We start from the raw sequence: 15,601 nt of genomic DNA on the forward strand, positions 1-15,601 counted from the left end.
TCCCATGGTTCCCCAGCTCGCTCTGGTCCCGGGCGAGCCTTCCGGGGTCGGCCCGGAACTCTGCGTCCGCCTGGCGCAGCAGCCGCGCGGCGATTGCCGGCTGCTGGCATTCGCCGACCCGGACACGCTGCGCGGCGCCGCCGCCGCGCTCGACCTGCCGCTGAACCTGCTGCCCGAGGACGCCGCCGCCACGGTGCCGGGCGACCTGCGCCTGCGCGCGGTGCGCAACGCCGCGCCGTCGCGCTTCGGCCAGCCCGACCCGGCCAACGCCCGTGCGGTGATCGACGCCCTGCTGGGCGCTGGCCGGGCCTGCCTGGCGGGCGAACTTGATGGCGTGGTCACCGGCCCGGTGCACAAGGCGGCGATCAACGACGGCGGCATCGCCTACAGCGGCACCACCGAACTGCTGGCCCACCAGGCCGGGGTGGAGGTGGTGATGATGCTGGCCAACGCGCACATGCGCGTGGCCCTGGCCACCACCCACCTGCCGCTGCGCGAGGTAGCCGACGCCATCACCGCCGACCGCCTGCGCGCGGTGATCGCCACCACCCACGCCGCGCTGCGCCGCGACTTCGGCCTGGCGCGGCCGCGCATCGCCGTGCTCGGGCTGAATCCGCACGCCGGCGAGGATGGCCATCTTGGCCGCGAGGAACTGGACGTGGTCATCCCGCTGCTGCAACGGCTGCGCGGCGACGGCCTGGACCTGGCCGGGCCGCTGCCCGCCGACACCGCGTTCCTGCCGGCCAGGCTGCGCGGCTTCGACGCGGTGCTGGCGATGTACCACGACCAGGGCCTGCCGGTGCTCAAGTACAGCGGCTTCGAGCAGGCGGTGAACATCACCCTGGGGCTGCCCTACCCGCGCGTGGCCGTCGACCATGGCACCGCGCTCGACCTGGCGGGCAAGGGCACGGCCGATCCCTCCAGCCTGCAGGCCGCCACCGCGCTGTGCGCGCGGCTGGCCGCACACCGTAAAATCACCCGATGAATTCCTCCCACGCCCCGCGCGCCGGCGCCGGTTTCACCGCGCCGGCGAAGAAGCAGCTCGGCCAGCACTTCCTGGCCGACGCGCACTACGTCGAGAAGATCGTGCTGGCGGTCAACCCGCGGCCCGGCGACCGGCTGGTCGAGATCGGCCCCGGCCAGGGCGCGATCACCTTCCCGCTGCTGCGCCGGCATCCGCAGCTGACGGTGATCGAGTTCGACCGCGACCTGATCGCGCCGCTCACCGCCGCGGCCGCGCCGCTGGGCGAACTGACCATCGTCCACCGCGACGTGCTGCAAGTCGATTTCACCGAGCTGGCCGGCGACGCGCCGATCCGGCTGGTCGGCAACCTGCCCTACAACATCTCCTCGCCGATCCTGTTCCATGCGCTGGAACACGCCGCGGCGATTTCGGACATGACCTTCATGCTGCAGAAGGAAGTGGTGGACCGCATGGCCGCCGCGCCCGGCAGCAAGGTCTATGGCCGCCTGAGCGTGATGCTGCAGGCCTGGTGCCAGGTCACCTCGCTGTTCGTGGTGCCGCCGGGCGCGTTCCGGCCGCCGCCGAAGGTGGACTCGGCGGTGGTGCGGCTGGTGCCGCGCGATCCGGCCACGGTCGGCATCGCCGATCCGGCGCACTTCGCCCGGCTGGTCAAGGCCGCCTTCGGCCAGCGCCGCAAGACCCTGCGCAACGCGCTGCACGGCCTCGTCGACGAGGCCGGTTTCGCTGCCGCCGGGGTGCGCAGCGACGCGCGCGCCGAGCAGCTGGACGTGGCCGAATTCATCGCCCTGGCCAACGCCACCGCTGCCTGACGTCCGCTCACACCGCTTTTGCTTACACTTGCCCGCATGGATGATTCCCGCCAGTACGCGATCGAGATCGAGGTGTCGCCTCGCTTCATCGACGAGCAGTCGGCGCCCGAGGACGGGCGCTACGCGTTCGCCTATACGATCCGCATCCACAACCGCGGCAGCGTGCCGGCGCGGCTGATCAGCCGCCACTGGCGCATCACCGACGGCAACGGCCGCACCGAGCACGTGGATGGCGACGGCGTGGTCGGCGAGCAGCCGCGGCTGCGCCCGGGCGAGGAATTCCGCTACACCTCCGGGGTCATGCTCGGCACCGAGCGCGGCACCATGCAGGGCCACTACGACATGCTGGCCGACGACGGCACCGAATTCGCCGCGCCGGTCGCGCCGTTCGTGCTGTCCATTCCCAGGACCCTGCACTGATGGCGACCTGGGCGATCGGCGACCTGCAGGGCTGCTACGACGTCACCCAGCGGCTGCTGGAGAAGATCAACTTCGACCCGGCCGCCGACCGGCTGTGGTTCTGCGGCGACCTGGTCAACCGCGGCGGGCAGTCGCTGGAGACCCTGCGCCTGGTGCATTCGCTGCGCGAGCACAGCGTGGTGGTGCTGGGCAACCACGACCTGTCGCTGCTGGCCGTGGGCGCGCGCAGCGCCGAGGAGCAGCGCAAGGTCAACCCCGACCTGCAGCGCGTGGTGCTGGCCGAGGACCGCGACGTGCTGCTGGACTGGCTGCGCCAGCAGAAGCTGGTGCACGTGGACCGCGGCCTGGGCTGGATGATGTTCCATGCCGGGCTGGCGCCGAAGTGGACGGTGGCGATGGCCGAGCGGCATGCGCGCGAGGTCGAACAGCAGCTGCACGGCAACGGCTACCGCAAGCTGCTGCGCAACATGTACGGCGACGGCCCCAGCTGGGCGCCGAACCTCACCGGCTACGACCGTTCGCGCGCGATCATCAACATCTTCACCCGCATGCGCTACTGCACGCCGCGCGCGCGCATCGGCATGGAAGACAAGGGCACGCCGGGCACCCAGCAGTTGGGCATGTACCCGTGGTTCGAAGTCCCGGGCCGGGTCGAGCGCGAACTGAAGATGGTCTGTGGCCACTGGTCGGCCCTGGGCCTGACCATCACCCAGGGCGTGCACGCCATCGACACCGGTGCGGTGTGGGGCGGCAAGCTCACCGCGCTGCAGCTGGACAGCGAGGAACTGCGCGTGGTCCAGGTGCCCGGCCGCGACGTGCCGGCGCCGGTACCCGGCGCGCATCCGCCACGGCGGCCACCGGCCGAGCGCCGGCCCGACCCCGGCGCCGAGGCGCAGGGCGAACGCCGCGAACGGCGCCGGCCACGCCGGCACCGGCCGCACGGCGGCGGCAACAATGGCAACAACGGCGGCAACAACGCCAGCAGCAACGGCAACCCGACGGGCACGCCGGGCAACCACGGCGGCGCAGCGCCCACGCCGTAAGCGCTCAGGCGCCGGGCTGCAGCACCTGGCAGGCCTCCAGGCAGTTGCCGTCGGCATCGTGGAAGCGGAAATACACCACGCCGTCGCCGCGCTCCAGTTCGCCGACACGCACGCCACGGCGTTTCAACGTCGCGCAGGCCGCCGCCGCATCGGCCGTGGCGAAGATCGGAAACGCTCCCTGCGCATGCGGATCCGGCGCCGGCCCACCGGCCTTGCGCTGCCACAGGGTCAGGCTCGCGCCCTGCGCCAACGGCAGCACCGCCAGGCCTGCGCCCGCATCCACGTACGTCGCCTGCAGGCCGAGTTTGGCGGCGTACCAGTCAGCGGCGGCCTGGTAATCGGCCACCGGCAGGACGAAGGTGTCGATCCGGTCGAACAGTGCGGTCATGCCCGTCTCCTGGAGTTGGAAGGTAGCTGCATCGGGTCGGCCGAACAGCATCGCTGGCACAACGGCGCAAACGACCGCGCTGCGACTACCCGGAAAGACCGGAGCGGGGCTGGCCCCGCTGGGCTTGTCCGGGGATGCCCCCTGCGGGGCACGCCGCGCCGCTACGCGGAACGCCGCAGGTAATGGGCGAAACGGAAGGCGAACGCATGCCGCGCATCGGCCGGATGCGGCTGGCTGTCCACTTCCCGCCACACGGCGGGGTCGACCTCGGGGAAATGGGTGTCGGCCGCGACCTCGGCGTCCACCCAGGTCAGGTGCAGGTCGGTGGCCTGGTCGATCAGCAGCCGGTAGATCTCGCCGCCGCCGATCACGCACAGTTCGTCGGCAGCCTCCCCGGCGGCCATCTCCCGGGCCTGCTCCACCGACGCCACCGCGTGCATCCCCGCGAACGGCACCTGCCCGCCACGGGTCAGCACCAGGTTGGTCCGGCCCGGCAGCGCGCGCCCGAGCGACTGCGCGGTCTTGCGCCCCATCAGGATCGGCTTGCCGAGGGTCAGCGCCTTGAAGTGCTTGAAGTCGTCGGGCAGGTGCCAGGGCATGGCGTTGTCGCGGCCGATCCCGCGGTTGCGGTCCAGCGCGGCGATGAGCGACAGCTTCATCACACCGCCACCGGCGCCTTGATCGGCGGATGCGGGTCGTAGCCGTCGATGCGGATGTCGTCGTAGCTGAAGCCGAACAGGTCGGTCACTTCGGGGTTCAGCCACAGCGTCGGCAGCGCGCGGGGCGCGCGCGCGAGCTGTTCGCGGGCCTGCTCGAAATGGTTCGAATACAGGTGCGCGTCGCCCAGCGTGTGCACGAAATCGCCCACGCCCAGCCCGGTGGCCTGGGCCACCATGTGGGTCAGCAGCGCATAGCTGGCGATGTTGAACGGCACGCCCAGGAAGATGTCGCCGCTGCGCTGGTACAGCTGGCAGCTGAGCTTGCCGTCGGCCACGTAGAACTGGAACAGGGTGTGGCAGGGCATCAGCGCCATCTGCGGCAGCTCGCCCACGTTCCAGGCGCTGACCACCAGCCGCCGCGAGTCCGGGTTGCGCCGGATCTCGTCCAGCAGCCACTGCATCTGGTCGATCTGGCGGCCGTCGGCGGCGGCCCAGCTGCGCCACTGCCTGCCGTAGACCGGGCCGAGGTCGCCGTTGGCGTCGGCCCATTCGTCCCAGATGCCGACCTTGTTGTCCTTCAGGTAGGCGATGTTGGTGTCGCCCTTCAGGAACCACAGCAGCTCGTGGATGATCGAGCGCAGGTGCAGCTTCTTGGTGGTGACCAGCGGAAAGCCTTCGCCGAGGTTGAAGCGCATCTGCCAGCCGAACACGCTGCGGGTGCCGGTGCCGGTGCGGTCGGCCTTGTCGGTGCCGTGGTCGAGCACGTGCCGCAGCAGGTCCAGGTACTGCTTCATTCTTCGCCTCCGGCCAATGACTTCATTCTTCGCCTCCGGCGAAAGGCTTCATTTTCCACCTCCGGCGCAGCGCTTCACGCCTTGTCTCCGGCCGCCGGCAGCGGCTGCAGCACCGGCGCACGCCGCGACATGGCCAGCAGCACCAGTCCGAGCACGATCAGCGGCAGGCTCAGCAGCTGGCCGCGGGTGAACCAGCCGAAGGCCAGGTAGACGCCGTTGTCGGGCATGCGCACGAACTCGACCAGGAAGCGGAAGCTGCCGTACATCAGCGCGAACAGGCCGGACACGGCATAGCGCGGGCGCGGCTTCATCGAATACGTCCACAGCACCACGAACATCACCAGCCCTTCCAGCAGCGCTTCGTACAGCTGCGAGGGATGGCGCGCGTACTGGGTCAGCAGGCCGGCCGCATAGTCCTGGCGGATCTGCGCGGCCGACATCAGCTGCTCCATGGTCGGCAGGCCGGCCGGCACGTCCTTGAGCGGCGCGTGCGGGAACACCACGCCCCAGCCGGCGTGGGTGAACTTGCCCCACAACTCGCCGCCGACGAAGTTGCCCAGGCGGCCGAAGCCCAGCCCCAGCGGCACCAGCGGCGCGACGAAGTCGATGGTGTCGAAGTAATGCAGCGCGTGTTTGCGGGTCCACCACCAGCCGGCGGCCATGACCCCGAGCAGGCCGCCGTGGAAGCTCATCCCGCCCTCCCAGACGCGCAGCAGCAGCAGCGGGTTGTGCAGGAAATCGGCGGTGGCATAGAACAGCATGTAGCCGATGCGCCCGCCCAGCACCACGCCGAGCATGGCGTAGAACAGCAGGTCGGAAAACGCGTTCATGTCCACGCCCGGCAGGCGCCCGGCGCGGATGCGGATACGTCCCAGCCACCACGCGGCGGCGAAACCGAGCAGGTACATGATGCCGTACCAGTGCACCTTGATCGGCCCCAGGGAGAAGGCGATGGGGTCTATGTCGTGGAGATAGAGCATGCAGGCGGGTCCGGCGGACGAGTCCCTATTCTCGGGGCAGCGCCCGCGGGGCTCAACCGCCGCGTCACCCGAGCAGCCGCGGGCGGTCAGGCAACTCGTTGTCGCGCGGCGCGTCCGGATCGGCCGGAAAATGCTCGGCCAGCATTTCCGAGAGCGTTGCGATGGCCGCCAGTACCGCGGCCTCCAGGTCGCCTTCGCGCCGGCGGCGGCCGAAATCCTCGCAGACCTGGCGCCACCGCGCCGCGTCGATGCGCCCGTGCAGGCCACGGTCGGCCACGATCTCGACGGCGTGGTCGGCCAGCAGCAGGTAGAGCAGCACGCCATTGTTGTCGCGGGTGTCCCAGGTGCGCAGCAGCGCGAAGGCATGTTCGGCGCGTTCGCGCGGCGAGACCCCGCGCCACAATGCCGCCAGCGGCAGGTCGGACTCGACCGCGAACATCAGCTGGGCGCCGTGGCGGCGCTCGCCCTCGGCAATGGCGCGGGCGATGCGGTCCAGGCTGGCGGCGGGAAACCGCGCATGCGCCGACGGCGAAAAGACATGGCGCAACCAGCGCATCACCAGCTCCCCGAGGCGCCACCGCCTCCCGAACGCCCGCCGCCGCCGGACCAGCCGCCACCGCCGAATCCGCCCCCACCGAAGCCACCGCCGCCGAAGCCGCCACTGCCAAAGCCACCGCCGCGGGCGAAGCCCCCGGGCGAGAGCCCACCCAGCGACAGGAAGAACGCCACCGCCGCGGCGACGCCGCCGCCGGCCAGCGACAGCAGTAGCCAGCCGGCGCCCCCGGCCAGTAGCGCGGCCAGCAGGCCTTTGGCCGGCCGCGAGCGGCGCGCGAACAGCAGCCGCGCCAGCATCGAGGCGATGCCGCCGATGAACAGCGCGACGAAGAAGGTGGCGTCGCTGCCGCCGGGCTCACGGTTGCTGGCCACCGGCGCCGGCAGCGGCTCGCCGTCGATCAGCCGCACCAGCACCGCGGTGGCCTCGGCGATGCCGCCGGCATAGTCGCCGTTGCGGAAGCGCGGCACCAGGTATTCCTGGATCACCCGGTTGGCGATGGCGTCGGGAATCGCGCCCTCCAGGCCATAGCCCGGCTCGATGCGCACGCGGCGGTCGTCCCGGGCCACCACCAGCAGCACGCCGTCGTCCACGCCCTTGCGGCCGATGCCCCACTGCTCGAACACGCGGGTGGTGTACTGGGCGATGTCCTCCGGCCGGGTGCTGGGCACGATCAGGATCTGCAACTGGCTGCCCTTGCGCTGCTGCAGGGCCAGCGCTTGCTCCACCAGCGCCTGGCGCTGCGCCGCGTCCAGGGTGCCGGTGGTGTCGACCACCGGCGAGTCCAGCGGCGGGATCGGCACCAGTTGCTGCGCCATGGCCGTGCCCGGCCCGGCCAGGCCGAGCAGGAACGCCAGCAGCAACAGGCGCAGCAGGCGGTTCATCGGCTCACTGCGCCGGCGCGGGTGCCGGCGGCGGGGTCTGCGGCTGCGGTTGCGGCCGGGTGCCGAAATCCACCGCCGGCGGCTGTGCGATCTGCGCTTCGTTGTCCACGCTGAAGTTCGGCTTGGCCTGGTAGCCGAACAGCTTGGCGGTGATCACCTGCGGGAACGAGCGGATGTAGGTGTTGTAGTCCTGCACCAGCTGGATGTAGCGCCCGCGCGCCACGGTGATGCGGTTCTCGGTGCCTTCCAGCTGCGCCTGCAGGTCGCGGAAGTTCTGGTCGGACTTCAGCGTCGGGTAGTTCTCGCTGACCACCAGCAGCCGCGACAGCGCGCTGCCCAGTTCGCCCTGCGCCTGCTGGAACTGCTGCAGCGAGGCGGCATCGTCGGCGTTGACCTGGATCTGCCCGACCCGGGCGCGCGCATTGGTGACCTCGGTCAGCACCTGCCGCTCCTGCTGGGCATAGCCCTGCACGGTGTTGACCAGGTTGGGGATCAGGTCGGCGCGGCGCTTGTACTGGTTGAGCACCTCGGACCAGCCGGCCTTGACCGCCTCGTCCTTCTGCTGGATGGCGTTGTAACCGCAGCCGGAGATCGAGCCTGCCACGAGGGCAAGCAACACGAGGCGGAGGAAGGGGCGCATGGGCGGGTCCTGGTTGGCCGGAACCGCAAGCATGCCACCACTGCCGTGCAGCGTGTGCATACGACAGGGGCCGGCGCGTGCCGGCCCCTGTGGGTAGCGCGCCACCGGCACCCGGCCGGCGGCGGGCAACGGCTTACCAGTTGTCCGCGCCGGGGATGTGGTGCTGCCTGGCGTTGCGCCGCATCAGCAGGTTCAGCCACTCCACCATCACCGAGAAGCCCATCGCGGCATAGATGTAGGGCTTGGGCACGTGCAGGTCCAGGCCGTCGAGCACCAGTACCGCGCCGACCAGCAGGATGAACGCCAGCGCCAGCAGCTTGACGGTCGGGTTGGCGTCGATGAAGCGGCCCAGCGGGTTGGCCGCCAGCAGCATCACCGCCACCGACAGCAGCACCGCGCAGACCATCACCGGGACGTGGTCGGCGATGCCGACGGCGGTGATCACCGAATCCAGCGAGAACACGATGTCGATGATCGCGATCTGCGCGATCACCGTGCCGAACGCGGCCGATGCCTTGGTGGTGGTCGGGTCCTGGTCCTCGCCGCCGCTGACCAGTTCGCGCACTTCCTTGATGCCCTTGTAGAGCAGGAACAGGCCGCCGACGATCAGCACCAGGTCGCGGATCGAGATGCCCATGCCGGCCACGGTGAACAGGTTGCTCTCCATGTGCGCCAGGTAGGCCAGCGACACCAGCAGCATGATGCGGGTGATGCAGGCCACGGCGATGCCGACCCGGCGTGCCAGCGGCCGGCGGTGCTCGGGCAGCCGGCCCACGGCGATGGAGATGAACACCAGGTTGTCGATGCCCAGCACGATTTCCAGCGCACTGAGCATGAACAGGGTGACCCATACGTTGGGGTCGGCAAGGAACTCAAAAGACATGCAGGCAATCCTTCAACAAAGACAATCCACCGCGGTCGCGCGCGGCGGCGAGGTTCAGAAAATCCGGGGCACCAGGATCAGCCCCCAGCACAGCAGCACATTCATCATCATCACGAACACCGCTGCCGAGCCCATGTCCTTGGCGCGGCCGGCCAGCACGTGGAACTCCGGGCCGTAGCGCTCGATCACCGCCTCGATGGCCGAATTGGCCAGCTCCATGGCCAGCACCAGCAGCAACGAGCCGACCAGCAGCACGCGCTCCACCGGGGTCTGCCCCAGCCACACCGCCACCGGGGCGAGCAGCACGAACAGGTACACCTCCAGCCGGAACGAGGATTCGTGCCGCCAGGCCGCGGTCAAACCCTGCCAGGACCAGACCGCCGCCTTGAGCACGCGCGCCGGGCCGCGCGGCAGGTTGCCCATTTCGTCAGCCATGCGCGCGGCCCTCGGTCGAGCCGGCGCGGGTGGCCGGGACGGGGCGGGAACGGGAAATATCCATGCAGGCGGCCGTGGCGATGAACAGCGCAGGATTCTGCCACACGCGCCCTGCCGGCGCCCTGTCGCCCGCTCGCACAGGCTCGCGGAGGCAGCCGTGCGCCGTCACGCCAGGGCGCCGGGGCCGCCACCGGCAGCGGCCGGGTCAGGGGGAGGCGGTGCCGTCCACGCCCTGCTCGGGCTGCGCGGCGTCGCGCGCGAAACGCACCGTCACCGTGGTGCCCCGCCCGGGCTCGCTCTGCAGCTCGATGCGCCAGCCGAAACGCTCGCACAGGCGATGCACGATCGGCATGCCCAGGCCGTGGCCCTGGCGCCGCTCCGGCTCGACCCGGAAGAACGGCTCGAAAATCCGCGCCAGCGCCTCGGGCGACATGCCGATGCCGGTGTCGCGCACCACCACCCGGTCGGCCTCCACGTAGGCATCGACGCGGCCGCGGTCGGTGTAGTTGCAGGCATTGCGCAGCAGGTTGCCGACCACCACGTGCAGGACCTGCGGCGGCACCCGCAGCGGGCTGGCGGCGGCGACATGGACTTCCAGTTCCACCGGCCGCCCGGCCAGGCTGCCGCGGGCATTGGCCGCCTCGTAGCGGACCACGTCGGCCACCTCGACCCACTCGGCCTGCGGCTCGATGTTGGCCTCGCGCGCCAGGATCAGCAGCGCGTCGATCAGCGCCTCCATGTCGCGGCCGGCGCGCTGGATGCGCTGCAGGCTGCGCTGCAGCCCCGGGCTCAGCTCCTGCGCGCCCAGCGCCATGTCGCTGGCCATGCGGATCACGGTCAGCGGCGTGCGCAGCTCGTGGCTGGCATCGCGGGTGAAATTACGCTCGCGCGCGACATGGTCGCCGATGCGCCCGGCCATGGTATGCAGGGCACCGGCCAGCTGCCGTACCTCGCCCTGCACGTCGGCCGGCAACCGCTCCGGCGCCAGTTCGCTCGCGTCCGGGTACAGCGGGTCCCACTGCGACACCCGCCGCGCCAGCCAGGTCACCGGCGACACCACCCGGTGCGAGACGTGGTAGGTCAACCACGATGCGCCATACACCGCCAGCAGGATCAGCAGCACCGGCACCACCCCGAACCAGAACGCCAGGTGCTGCGCCTGCGAGCGCAGGAACACCAGGTACAGGCGCCCGGCGGGCTTGTCGTCCACCAGCACCAGTTCGTCGGCGTCGCCGACCTCGTGGAAGCCCGGCGCCAGCCCGCGCAGGTCGGCGGGCAGGCTCAGCGGCGACTGCCCGGTCTCCAGCAGGTAGCCGCGGACATTGCTGGTGTTGGGCGGCGGCTGCACCGGCGAGGCCTGGTACAGCTCCCAGTAGTGCGCGGCCTCCTGCCTGAGCAGCGCGTTGACCAGGCCGAACTTGACCACCAGCAGCACCAGGTAGCCGCCCAGCAGCACCGCAAGGCCGGCCAGCAGTGCCTGCAGCATGAAAGCGGTCCTGATCTTGCGCGGCAACCCGTGCAGCATTGCGGTCCCGTGGTGGTCCAGTGCGGTTAGGGGAAGAGCACGCCGGCGCGGGCCGTGGTACGGCCCGCCCGGTCGCGATAGATCACGCTTCCCCGCATGCCTCAGCCCATCGGCTGGGCGATATCGGCAATACGGTAGCCCGCGCTCTGCACGGTATGCAGCAACGGCCGGTCGAACGGCTTGTCGATGATCTTGCGCAGGTTGTACAGGTGGCTGCGCAGGGTGTCCGAGTCGGGCAGGCCGTTGCCCCAGATCTCGCGCTCGATTTCCTGGCGGGTCACCACCCGCGGCGATTCGCGCATCAGGATGGTCAGCAGGCGCAGGCCGATCGGCGACAACTGCAGCTCGGTGCCGGCGCGGGTGGCGCGCATGCTGACCGGGTCCAGCACCAGGTCGGCGACCTTGAGCACCTCGGCGCCCACCTGGCGGCGTTCACGGCGGATCAGCGCGCGCAGGCGCGCTTCCAGTTCCTGGATGGCGAAGGGTTTGGTCAGGTAGTCGTCGGCGCCGAACCCCAGCCCGGTCAGCTTGTCGTCCAGGGTGTCGCGCGCGGTGAGCATCAGCACCGGGGTGGACTTGCGCGCCTCGTTGCGCAGGCGGCGGCAAACCTCGATACCGTCCAGCCGCGGCAGCATCAGGTCCAGCACCACCACGTCGTAGCTGTTTTCCGCCGCCAGCCGATAGCCGTCCAGGCCATCGCAGGCATAGTCCACCTCGAATCCCTTGCTTTCCAGGTATTCACCGATCATCTCGGAAATGTTGCGGTTGTCCTCGATGACAAGCACCAGTCCGGACGATTCCTTGGTCTGTCGCATGGAGCCTCCTCGTTCTTCAGCTTTGTGAAAGATGCCGCACCCCGAGTGGATCCCATGTGAAGAAACCACGCCCTGTCGCCCGCGGTTCGCCGGACCGGTGCTGCACCTATGCTATGCGCGCCTTCCCACGGACCCGGACATGCCCGCCCCGCCCTTCACCGCCTATCTGTACCCGGTACTGCTGCTGGTCGCCAGCAACGTATTCATGACCATCGCCTGGTACGGCCACCTGAAGTACCGTTCGGCGCCGCTGCTGACGGTGATCCTGGTCAGCTGGGGCATCGCCTTCTTCGAGTATTGCCTGCAGGTGCCGGGCAACCGCCTGGGCGCGGCGGTCTATTCCGCGCCGCAGCTCAAGGGCATGCAGGAAGTGATCACCCTGGTGGTGTTCGCGGTGTTCTCCGCGGTCTACCTGGGGCAGCCGCTGAAATGGAACCACTGGGCGGCGTTCGCGCTGATCGTGGTCGCCGCACTGCTGATGTTCAAGGAATGAGCCCGCGCGGCGGCGCCATGCCGCCGCACGGATGCCGCCGCCCCGGCGCTCAGTCCGCGGCCGGCGCCTTTTCGACCCAGGCCGCGAACACCTCGCCGATCCGGCGTTCGTCGACCGCCCGCCCCGCCTGCACGGCGTCGGCCTGGGTGAACAGCGGCACGATCATCGCCATGCCGTCGACCGGTGTCTTCAGCCGCGCGCCCGGCGCCTGGCCGAGGAAGCCGTCCCAGTGCCGGCGCACCCGCGCCCAGTAGCCGGCGGTGGCGTTCCAGTAGGCGCGGGCCGGGCTGAAATCCACGTCCGTGGTGCGCACGTAGTCGTTGAAACCGAACTCGCGCGCGATTTCGTGCTGCCCGCCATCGGCGTCGCGGCGCACCTTGGTGTTGAACTGTTCGTGGGTCCAGCCGCTGGGGGTCAGGGTGTGGCGGTTGACCATGGCCAGCGCGTTGTAGTCGCTGCGCCGGGTGTACTCGCGGCGTGGCAGCGGGCGCCAGCCCGGGTCGCTGGTCCAGCTGGGCACGCCGTTGTCGTAGCGCCAGCGACCGGTGCCGCAGTAGCGCGGCGCGTCGCTGACTTCGTAGACGCATTGGGTCCAGGCGCCGCGGGTGAGGTCGGCGGGAAGCGCGCGCACCCGCCAGGTCTGGTCGGCGCTGAACTCGAAGCGCACCGGCGCTTCATAGGTCCAGTCCTGGCGCCAGTGTTTGGTGACGTGGCCGCTGGCCGGATCCACCAGCAGGTGCTGCAGCACGATGCGGGTGGCGGTGTCCTCGACCACGACCACCAGTTCGTTGCCGCCGCTGCGCATCGCCGGCGCGCGCGCGTAACCGGGCTGCAGCAGCACGGTTTCGTCGAAGGCGAAATCCACGGTGTACTCGCCCTGCATGCGCACGATGGTGTCGTGGTCGCGGGCGGGGTCGGCGGGCGCGGCGACCGCGCCGGCACTGGCGGCGCAGGCCAGCAGCAGGCTGGCGCAATGCGGTTTCTTCATGGGTTCCTCGGGGGCGGTGGGAAGGCCATCCATGGCCGGGTGACGCTCCATCGGGGGAGGGAAGCAGCGGTTGGCGCCGCTCACCAGGCCAGCGACAGGCTGGCCGATACGGTGCGACCGGGGTTGCTGAAGCGGTCGCTCACGCGGCTGGAAGCGGCCAGGGTGCCGGCCAGGCTGGACCATTCGATGTAGCGGCGGTCGGCCAGGTTGAACACGCCGACCTGGGCGGTGGCGCCCGGCGCGAAGCGCCAGTGCGCCATCAGGTCGAGCACGCCGTAGCCGGCCGGACGGAACGCGTCGGCGCTGGCGACCCGGCCCTTGCGGCGGGCGAAGCTGCCGGCCAGCTCCATGCCCCAGTCGTCGCGGTCGTAGGCCAGCCCGAGGCTGCCGCGCAGCGGGTCCACCGTGTCCAGCGGCACGCCTTCGCTGAGGTTGCGCCCGCGCGACCAGGCCGCCGCGCCGCGCAGCGACCAGCCGGCCAGCCGCGCATCCAGCGCGCCCAGCTCCAGCCCCGCCTTCAGTTCGGCGCCATGGATGCGCGCGTCGGCGATGTTCTGCGACTGGAACACCATCAGCCCCTGCGCGTTGGTGCCGACGTAGCGCTGCGATTCGATGAAGTCGCGGTAGTCGTTGCGGTAGCCGCCGAGGCTGGCCCACAGCGCCGGCCCCACGTAGCGCACGCCCAGTTCCAGGCCATGGCTGGTTTCCGGTTTCAGGTCCGGGTTGGGAATGGCGGTGTAGCCGAACAGGACGTTGGTGAAACCCAGGTTGACGTCGTTGTACGGCGGCGAGCGGAAGCCGCGCGCGTAGCCGGCGAACAGCGACCAGCGCGGGTCCAGGCGCCAGACCATGCCCAGCTTCGGCGACACGCTGGTCTTGCGCAGCGACGCCAGCGCCACGCCGGGGTTGTCGCCGCTGAAGATCGCGTCGGCCTGCGGCTCGAGCCGGTAGTGGTCCACGCGCACGCCGGGCACCAGCGACAGGCGGCCGCCGGCCAGCCGCACCTCGTCCTGCAGGTACAGGCCCAGCTCGGTGGTGCGGGTGACGGGGAAGTCGCGCACCGGGAACGCGTCGGGCAGGATCGTGCTGCTGGTGCTGCCATTGGCCAGCACCTGGTAGCCGTCGCGCTTCTGCCGGATCCGGCTCCAGGTGCCGTCCAGGCCCCAGGTCAGCGCATGTTCGGCCGCGCCGGTGACCAGGCGCTTGTCGAACTGCGCCTGCGCGCCATGCACCCGCTGGTCGAAGTCGAACACGCGGTGGCGGCGGCTGCGGTTGGCGCGGTCCTCGTCGGTGACCTGGGTGGTCTCGCTGTCCTGGCGGTACAGCTGCCAGCGCAGGCTGTCGGCGAAGGCCGCGTCCAGCGCGTCCATTTCATGCGCGAGCGACACCCGCGCGCGGGTCTGCCTGTCGTGCGCCTTCATGCCGGTGGTGGTGACGTGGTCGATGGCCGACAGCACGTCGGTGTCGGTGACGTCCTCGTTGCCCTCCACGGTCAAGCGCAGGCGCTGGCCGTCATCGGGCGCATAGACCAGCTTGGACAGCACGCTGCGGCCGTCGCGCTGCTGCGGATTGGGTGCGGTGCGGGTGTTGTCGGCGCTGCGCACCCGGCCCTTGTTGCCGGTTTCCTGGCCCTGGCGGTGGTTGACGTTGACCATGCCGCTCCAGCGCGCGCCGCCGAAGGCGGTGGTCACCCCGCCGAGCAGGCCCTGCCAGTCGCCGTCGTAGCCCAGCTTCAGGCCGACGTAGGTGTCCTTGCCGTCGCCCAGGTAATCGGCCGGGTCCTTGGTGACGAAGGCGACCACGCCACCCAGCGCGTCGGAGCCGTACAGCGAACTGGCCGGGCCGCGCACGATTTCCACCCGCTTGAGCGTTTCCAGGTCGGTGAAGTCGCGGTTGGCGCTGGCGAAGCTGCCGATGGCGAAGCTGCGCGGCATGGCGATGCCGTCGGTCTGGATCAGCACGCGGTTGCCGTCCAGCCCGCGGATGCGGAAGCCGCCCAGGCCGAAGCGGGCCACGCTGCGGGTCACCGAGATGCCCGGTTCGTAGCGGACCAGGTCGGCGATGTCGTGGACGAGCTGCCGGTCCAGTTGTTCGCGTTCGATCACGTCGACCGTGGCGGCGACGTCGGCGACCGCGCGGCCGGTGCGGGTGGCGGTGACCTGGACGCGTTCCAGGTCGTGGGCATCGGCCGGCGCGGCTGCGGCTGGGTCGGCATGGGCGGGAAACAGCGTCGCCCACAGGGCGGCGCTCAAGGCGGCGGGACGGATCATGGGTACCTTGAATCGAACGGTTGACCCGCGGCGCAGC

General features: G+C 70.5%; 18 protein-coding genes. 5 read left to right on the forward strand and 13 right to left on the reverse strand.

Annotated elements, in window-relative coordinates; translation table 11 throughout:
• Positions 1-4: 4 nt before the first annotated feature.
• The 4 genes from pdxA to ACJ7VY_RS13345 are packed head-to-tail and all read left to right on the forward strand — an operon-like array spanning position 5 to position 3,257.
• A complete protein-coding gene (gene pdxA / locus ACJ7VY_RS13330) occupies positions 5-985 on the forward strand; it encodes a 4-hydroxythreonine-4-phosphate dehydrogenase PdxA (protein ID WP_409475813.1) in 981 nt (326 codons plus the stop codon).
• Complete coding sequence (gene rsmA, locus ACJ7VY_RS13335; RefSeq protein ID WP_409475814.1) at positions 982-1,794, forward strand: 16S rRNA (adenine(1518)-N(6)/adenine(1519)-N(6))-dimethyltransferase RsmA; 813 nt, start codon at positions 982-984, stop codon at positions 1,792-1,794. Before pdxA ends, rsmA begins: the two co-directional genes overlap by 4 nt.
• 36 nt (positions 1,795-1,830) lie before the next feature.
• Positions 1,831-2,214, forward strand: a complete 384-nt coding sequence (gene apaG, locus ACJ7VY_RS13340) for a Co2+/Mg2+ efflux protein ApaG (RefSeq protein WP_104939559.1) — start codon at positions 1,831-1,833, stop codon at positions 2,212-2,214.
• Complete coding sequence (locus ACJ7VY_RS13345) at positions 2,214-3,257, forward strand: symmetrical bis(5'-nucleosyl)-tetraphosphatase (RefSeq protein ID WP_409475815.1); 1,044 nt, start codon at positions 2,214-2,216, stop codon at positions 3,255-3,257. Before apaG ends, ACJ7VY_RS13345 begins: the two co-directional genes overlap by 1 nt.
• Before the next feature lie 4 nt (positions 3,258-3,261).
• Here the strand turns inward: ACJ7VY_RS13345 and ACJ7VY_RS13350 are convergent, their stop codons facing one another.
• The 11 genes from ACJ7VY_RS13350 to ACJ7VY_RS13400 all read right to left on the reverse strand — a co-directional run bounded on the left by ACJ7VY_RS13350 (position 3,262) and on the right by ACJ7VY_RS13400 (position 11,813).
• Positions 3,262-3,645, reverse strand: a complete 384-nt coding sequence (locus ACJ7VY_RS13350) for a VOC family protein (protein ID WP_409475816.1) — start codon at positions 3,643-3,645, stop codon at positions 3,262-3,264.
• Positions 3,646-3,806: 161 nt separating this feature from the next.
• Positions 3,807-4,304 (reverse strand): dihydrofolate reductase, encoded by a 498-nt coding sequence (locus ACJ7VY_RS13355; protein WP_313248153.1) that lies wholly within the window; start codon positions 4,302-4,304, stop codon positions 3,807-3,809.
• Positions 4,304-5,098, reverse strand: coding sequence for a thymidylate synthase (locus ACJ7VY_RS13360; protein WP_104939562.1), 795 nt, complete (start codon positions 5,096-5,098; stop codon positions 4,304-4,306). The genes ACJ7VY_RS13355 and ACJ7VY_RS13360 overlap by 1 nt, the downstream gene beginning before the upstream one ends.
• Before the next feature lie 74 nt (positions 5,099-5,172).
• Positions 5,173-6,078 carry a prolipoprotein diacylglyceryl transferase gene (gene lgt, locus ACJ7VY_RS13365; protein ID WP_409475817.1) on the reverse strand — a complete coding sequence of 302 codons (906 nt, stop codon included), beginning with the start codon at positions 6,076-6,078 and terminating at the stop codon, positions 5,173-5,175.
• 64 nt (positions 6,079-6,142) lie between these two features.
• Complete coding sequence (locus ACJ7VY_RS13370; protein ID WP_312345477.1) at positions 6,143-6,634, reverse strand: TPM domain-containing protein; 492 nt, start codon at positions 6,632-6,634, stop codon at positions 6,143-6,145.
• Positions 6,634-7,515 carry a TPM domain-containing protein gene (locus tag ACJ7VY_RS13375; protein ID WP_409475818.1) on the reverse strand — a complete coding sequence of 294 codons (882 nt, stop codon included), beginning with the start codon at positions 7,513-7,515 and terminating at the stop codon, positions 6,634-6,636. The genes ACJ7VY_RS13370 and ACJ7VY_RS13375 overlap by 1 nt, the downstream gene beginning before the upstream one ends.
• 4 nt (positions 7,516-7,519) lie before the next feature.
• Positions 7,520-8,155, reverse strand: coding sequence for a LemA family protein (locus tag ACJ7VY_RS13380; protein WP_104940266.1), 636 nt, complete (start codon positions 8,153-8,155; stop codon positions 7,520-7,522).
• Between the two features lie 133 nt (positions 8,156-8,288).
• Positions 8,289-9,038, reverse strand: coding sequence for a TerC family protein (locus ACJ7VY_RS13385; RefSeq protein ID WP_104939566.1), 750 nt, complete (start codon positions 9,036-9,038; stop codon positions 8,289-8,291).
• Positions 9,039-9,092: 54 nt separating this feature from the next.
• On the reverse strand, positions 9,093-9,473 hold the full coding sequence (locus tag ACJ7VY_RS13390) for a diacylglycerol kinase (RefSeq protein WP_104939567.1): 381 nt from the start codon (positions 9,471-9,473) through the stop codon (positions 9,093-9,095).
• A gap of 205 nt (positions 9,474-9,678) precedes the next feature.
• Positions 9,679-10,998 (reverse strand): sensor histidine kinase, encoded by a 1,320-nt coding sequence (locus ACJ7VY_RS13395; protein ID WP_104939568.1) that lies wholly within the window; start codon positions 10,996-10,998, stop codon positions 9,679-9,681.
• Between the two features lie 101 nt (positions 10,999-11,099).
• Complete coding sequence (locus tag ACJ7VY_RS13400) at positions 11,100-11,813, reverse strand: response regulator transcription factor (protein WP_054667567.1); 714 nt, start codon at positions 11,811-11,813, stop codon at positions 11,100-11,102.
• 139 nt (positions 11,814-11,952) lie between these two features.
• Here ACJ7VY_RS13400 and ACJ7VY_RS13405 point away from each other — a divergent pair, with 139 nt between their 5' ends.
• On the forward strand, positions 11,953-12,306 hold the full coding sequence (locus tag ACJ7VY_RS13405) for a DMT family protein (protein WP_054667569.1): 354 nt from the start codon (positions 11,953-11,955) through the stop codon (positions 12,304-12,306).
• A gap of 49 nt (positions 12,307-12,355) precedes the next feature.
• Here the strand turns inward: ACJ7VY_RS13405 and ACJ7VY_RS13410 are convergent, their stop codons facing one another.
• Together ACJ7VY_RS13410 and ACJ7VY_RS13415 are read right to left on the reverse strand one after the other, a co-directional pair.
• Complete coding sequence (locus ACJ7VY_RS13410; RefSeq protein ID WP_409475819.1) at positions 12,356-13,294, reverse strand: DUF6607 family protein; 939 nt, start codon at positions 13,292-13,294, stop codon at positions 12,356-12,358.
• A gap of 80 nt (positions 13,295-13,374) precedes the next feature.
• A complete protein-coding gene (locus ACJ7VY_RS13415) occupies positions 13,375-15,564 on the reverse strand; it encodes a TonB-dependent hemoglobin/transferrin/lactoferrin family receptor (protein ID WP_409475820.1) in 2,190 nt (729 codons plus the stop codon).
• Between the last annotated feature and the right edge of the window lie 37 nt (positions 15,565-15,601).

Origin of the sequence: Stenotrophomonas sp. Y-13 (genome assembly GCF_046267925.1) — a bacterium.
Classification (GTDB): domain Bacteria; phylum Pseudomonadota; class Gammaproteobacteria; order Xanthomonadales; family Xanthomonadaceae; genus Stenotrophomonas; species Stenotrophomonas acidaminiphila_A.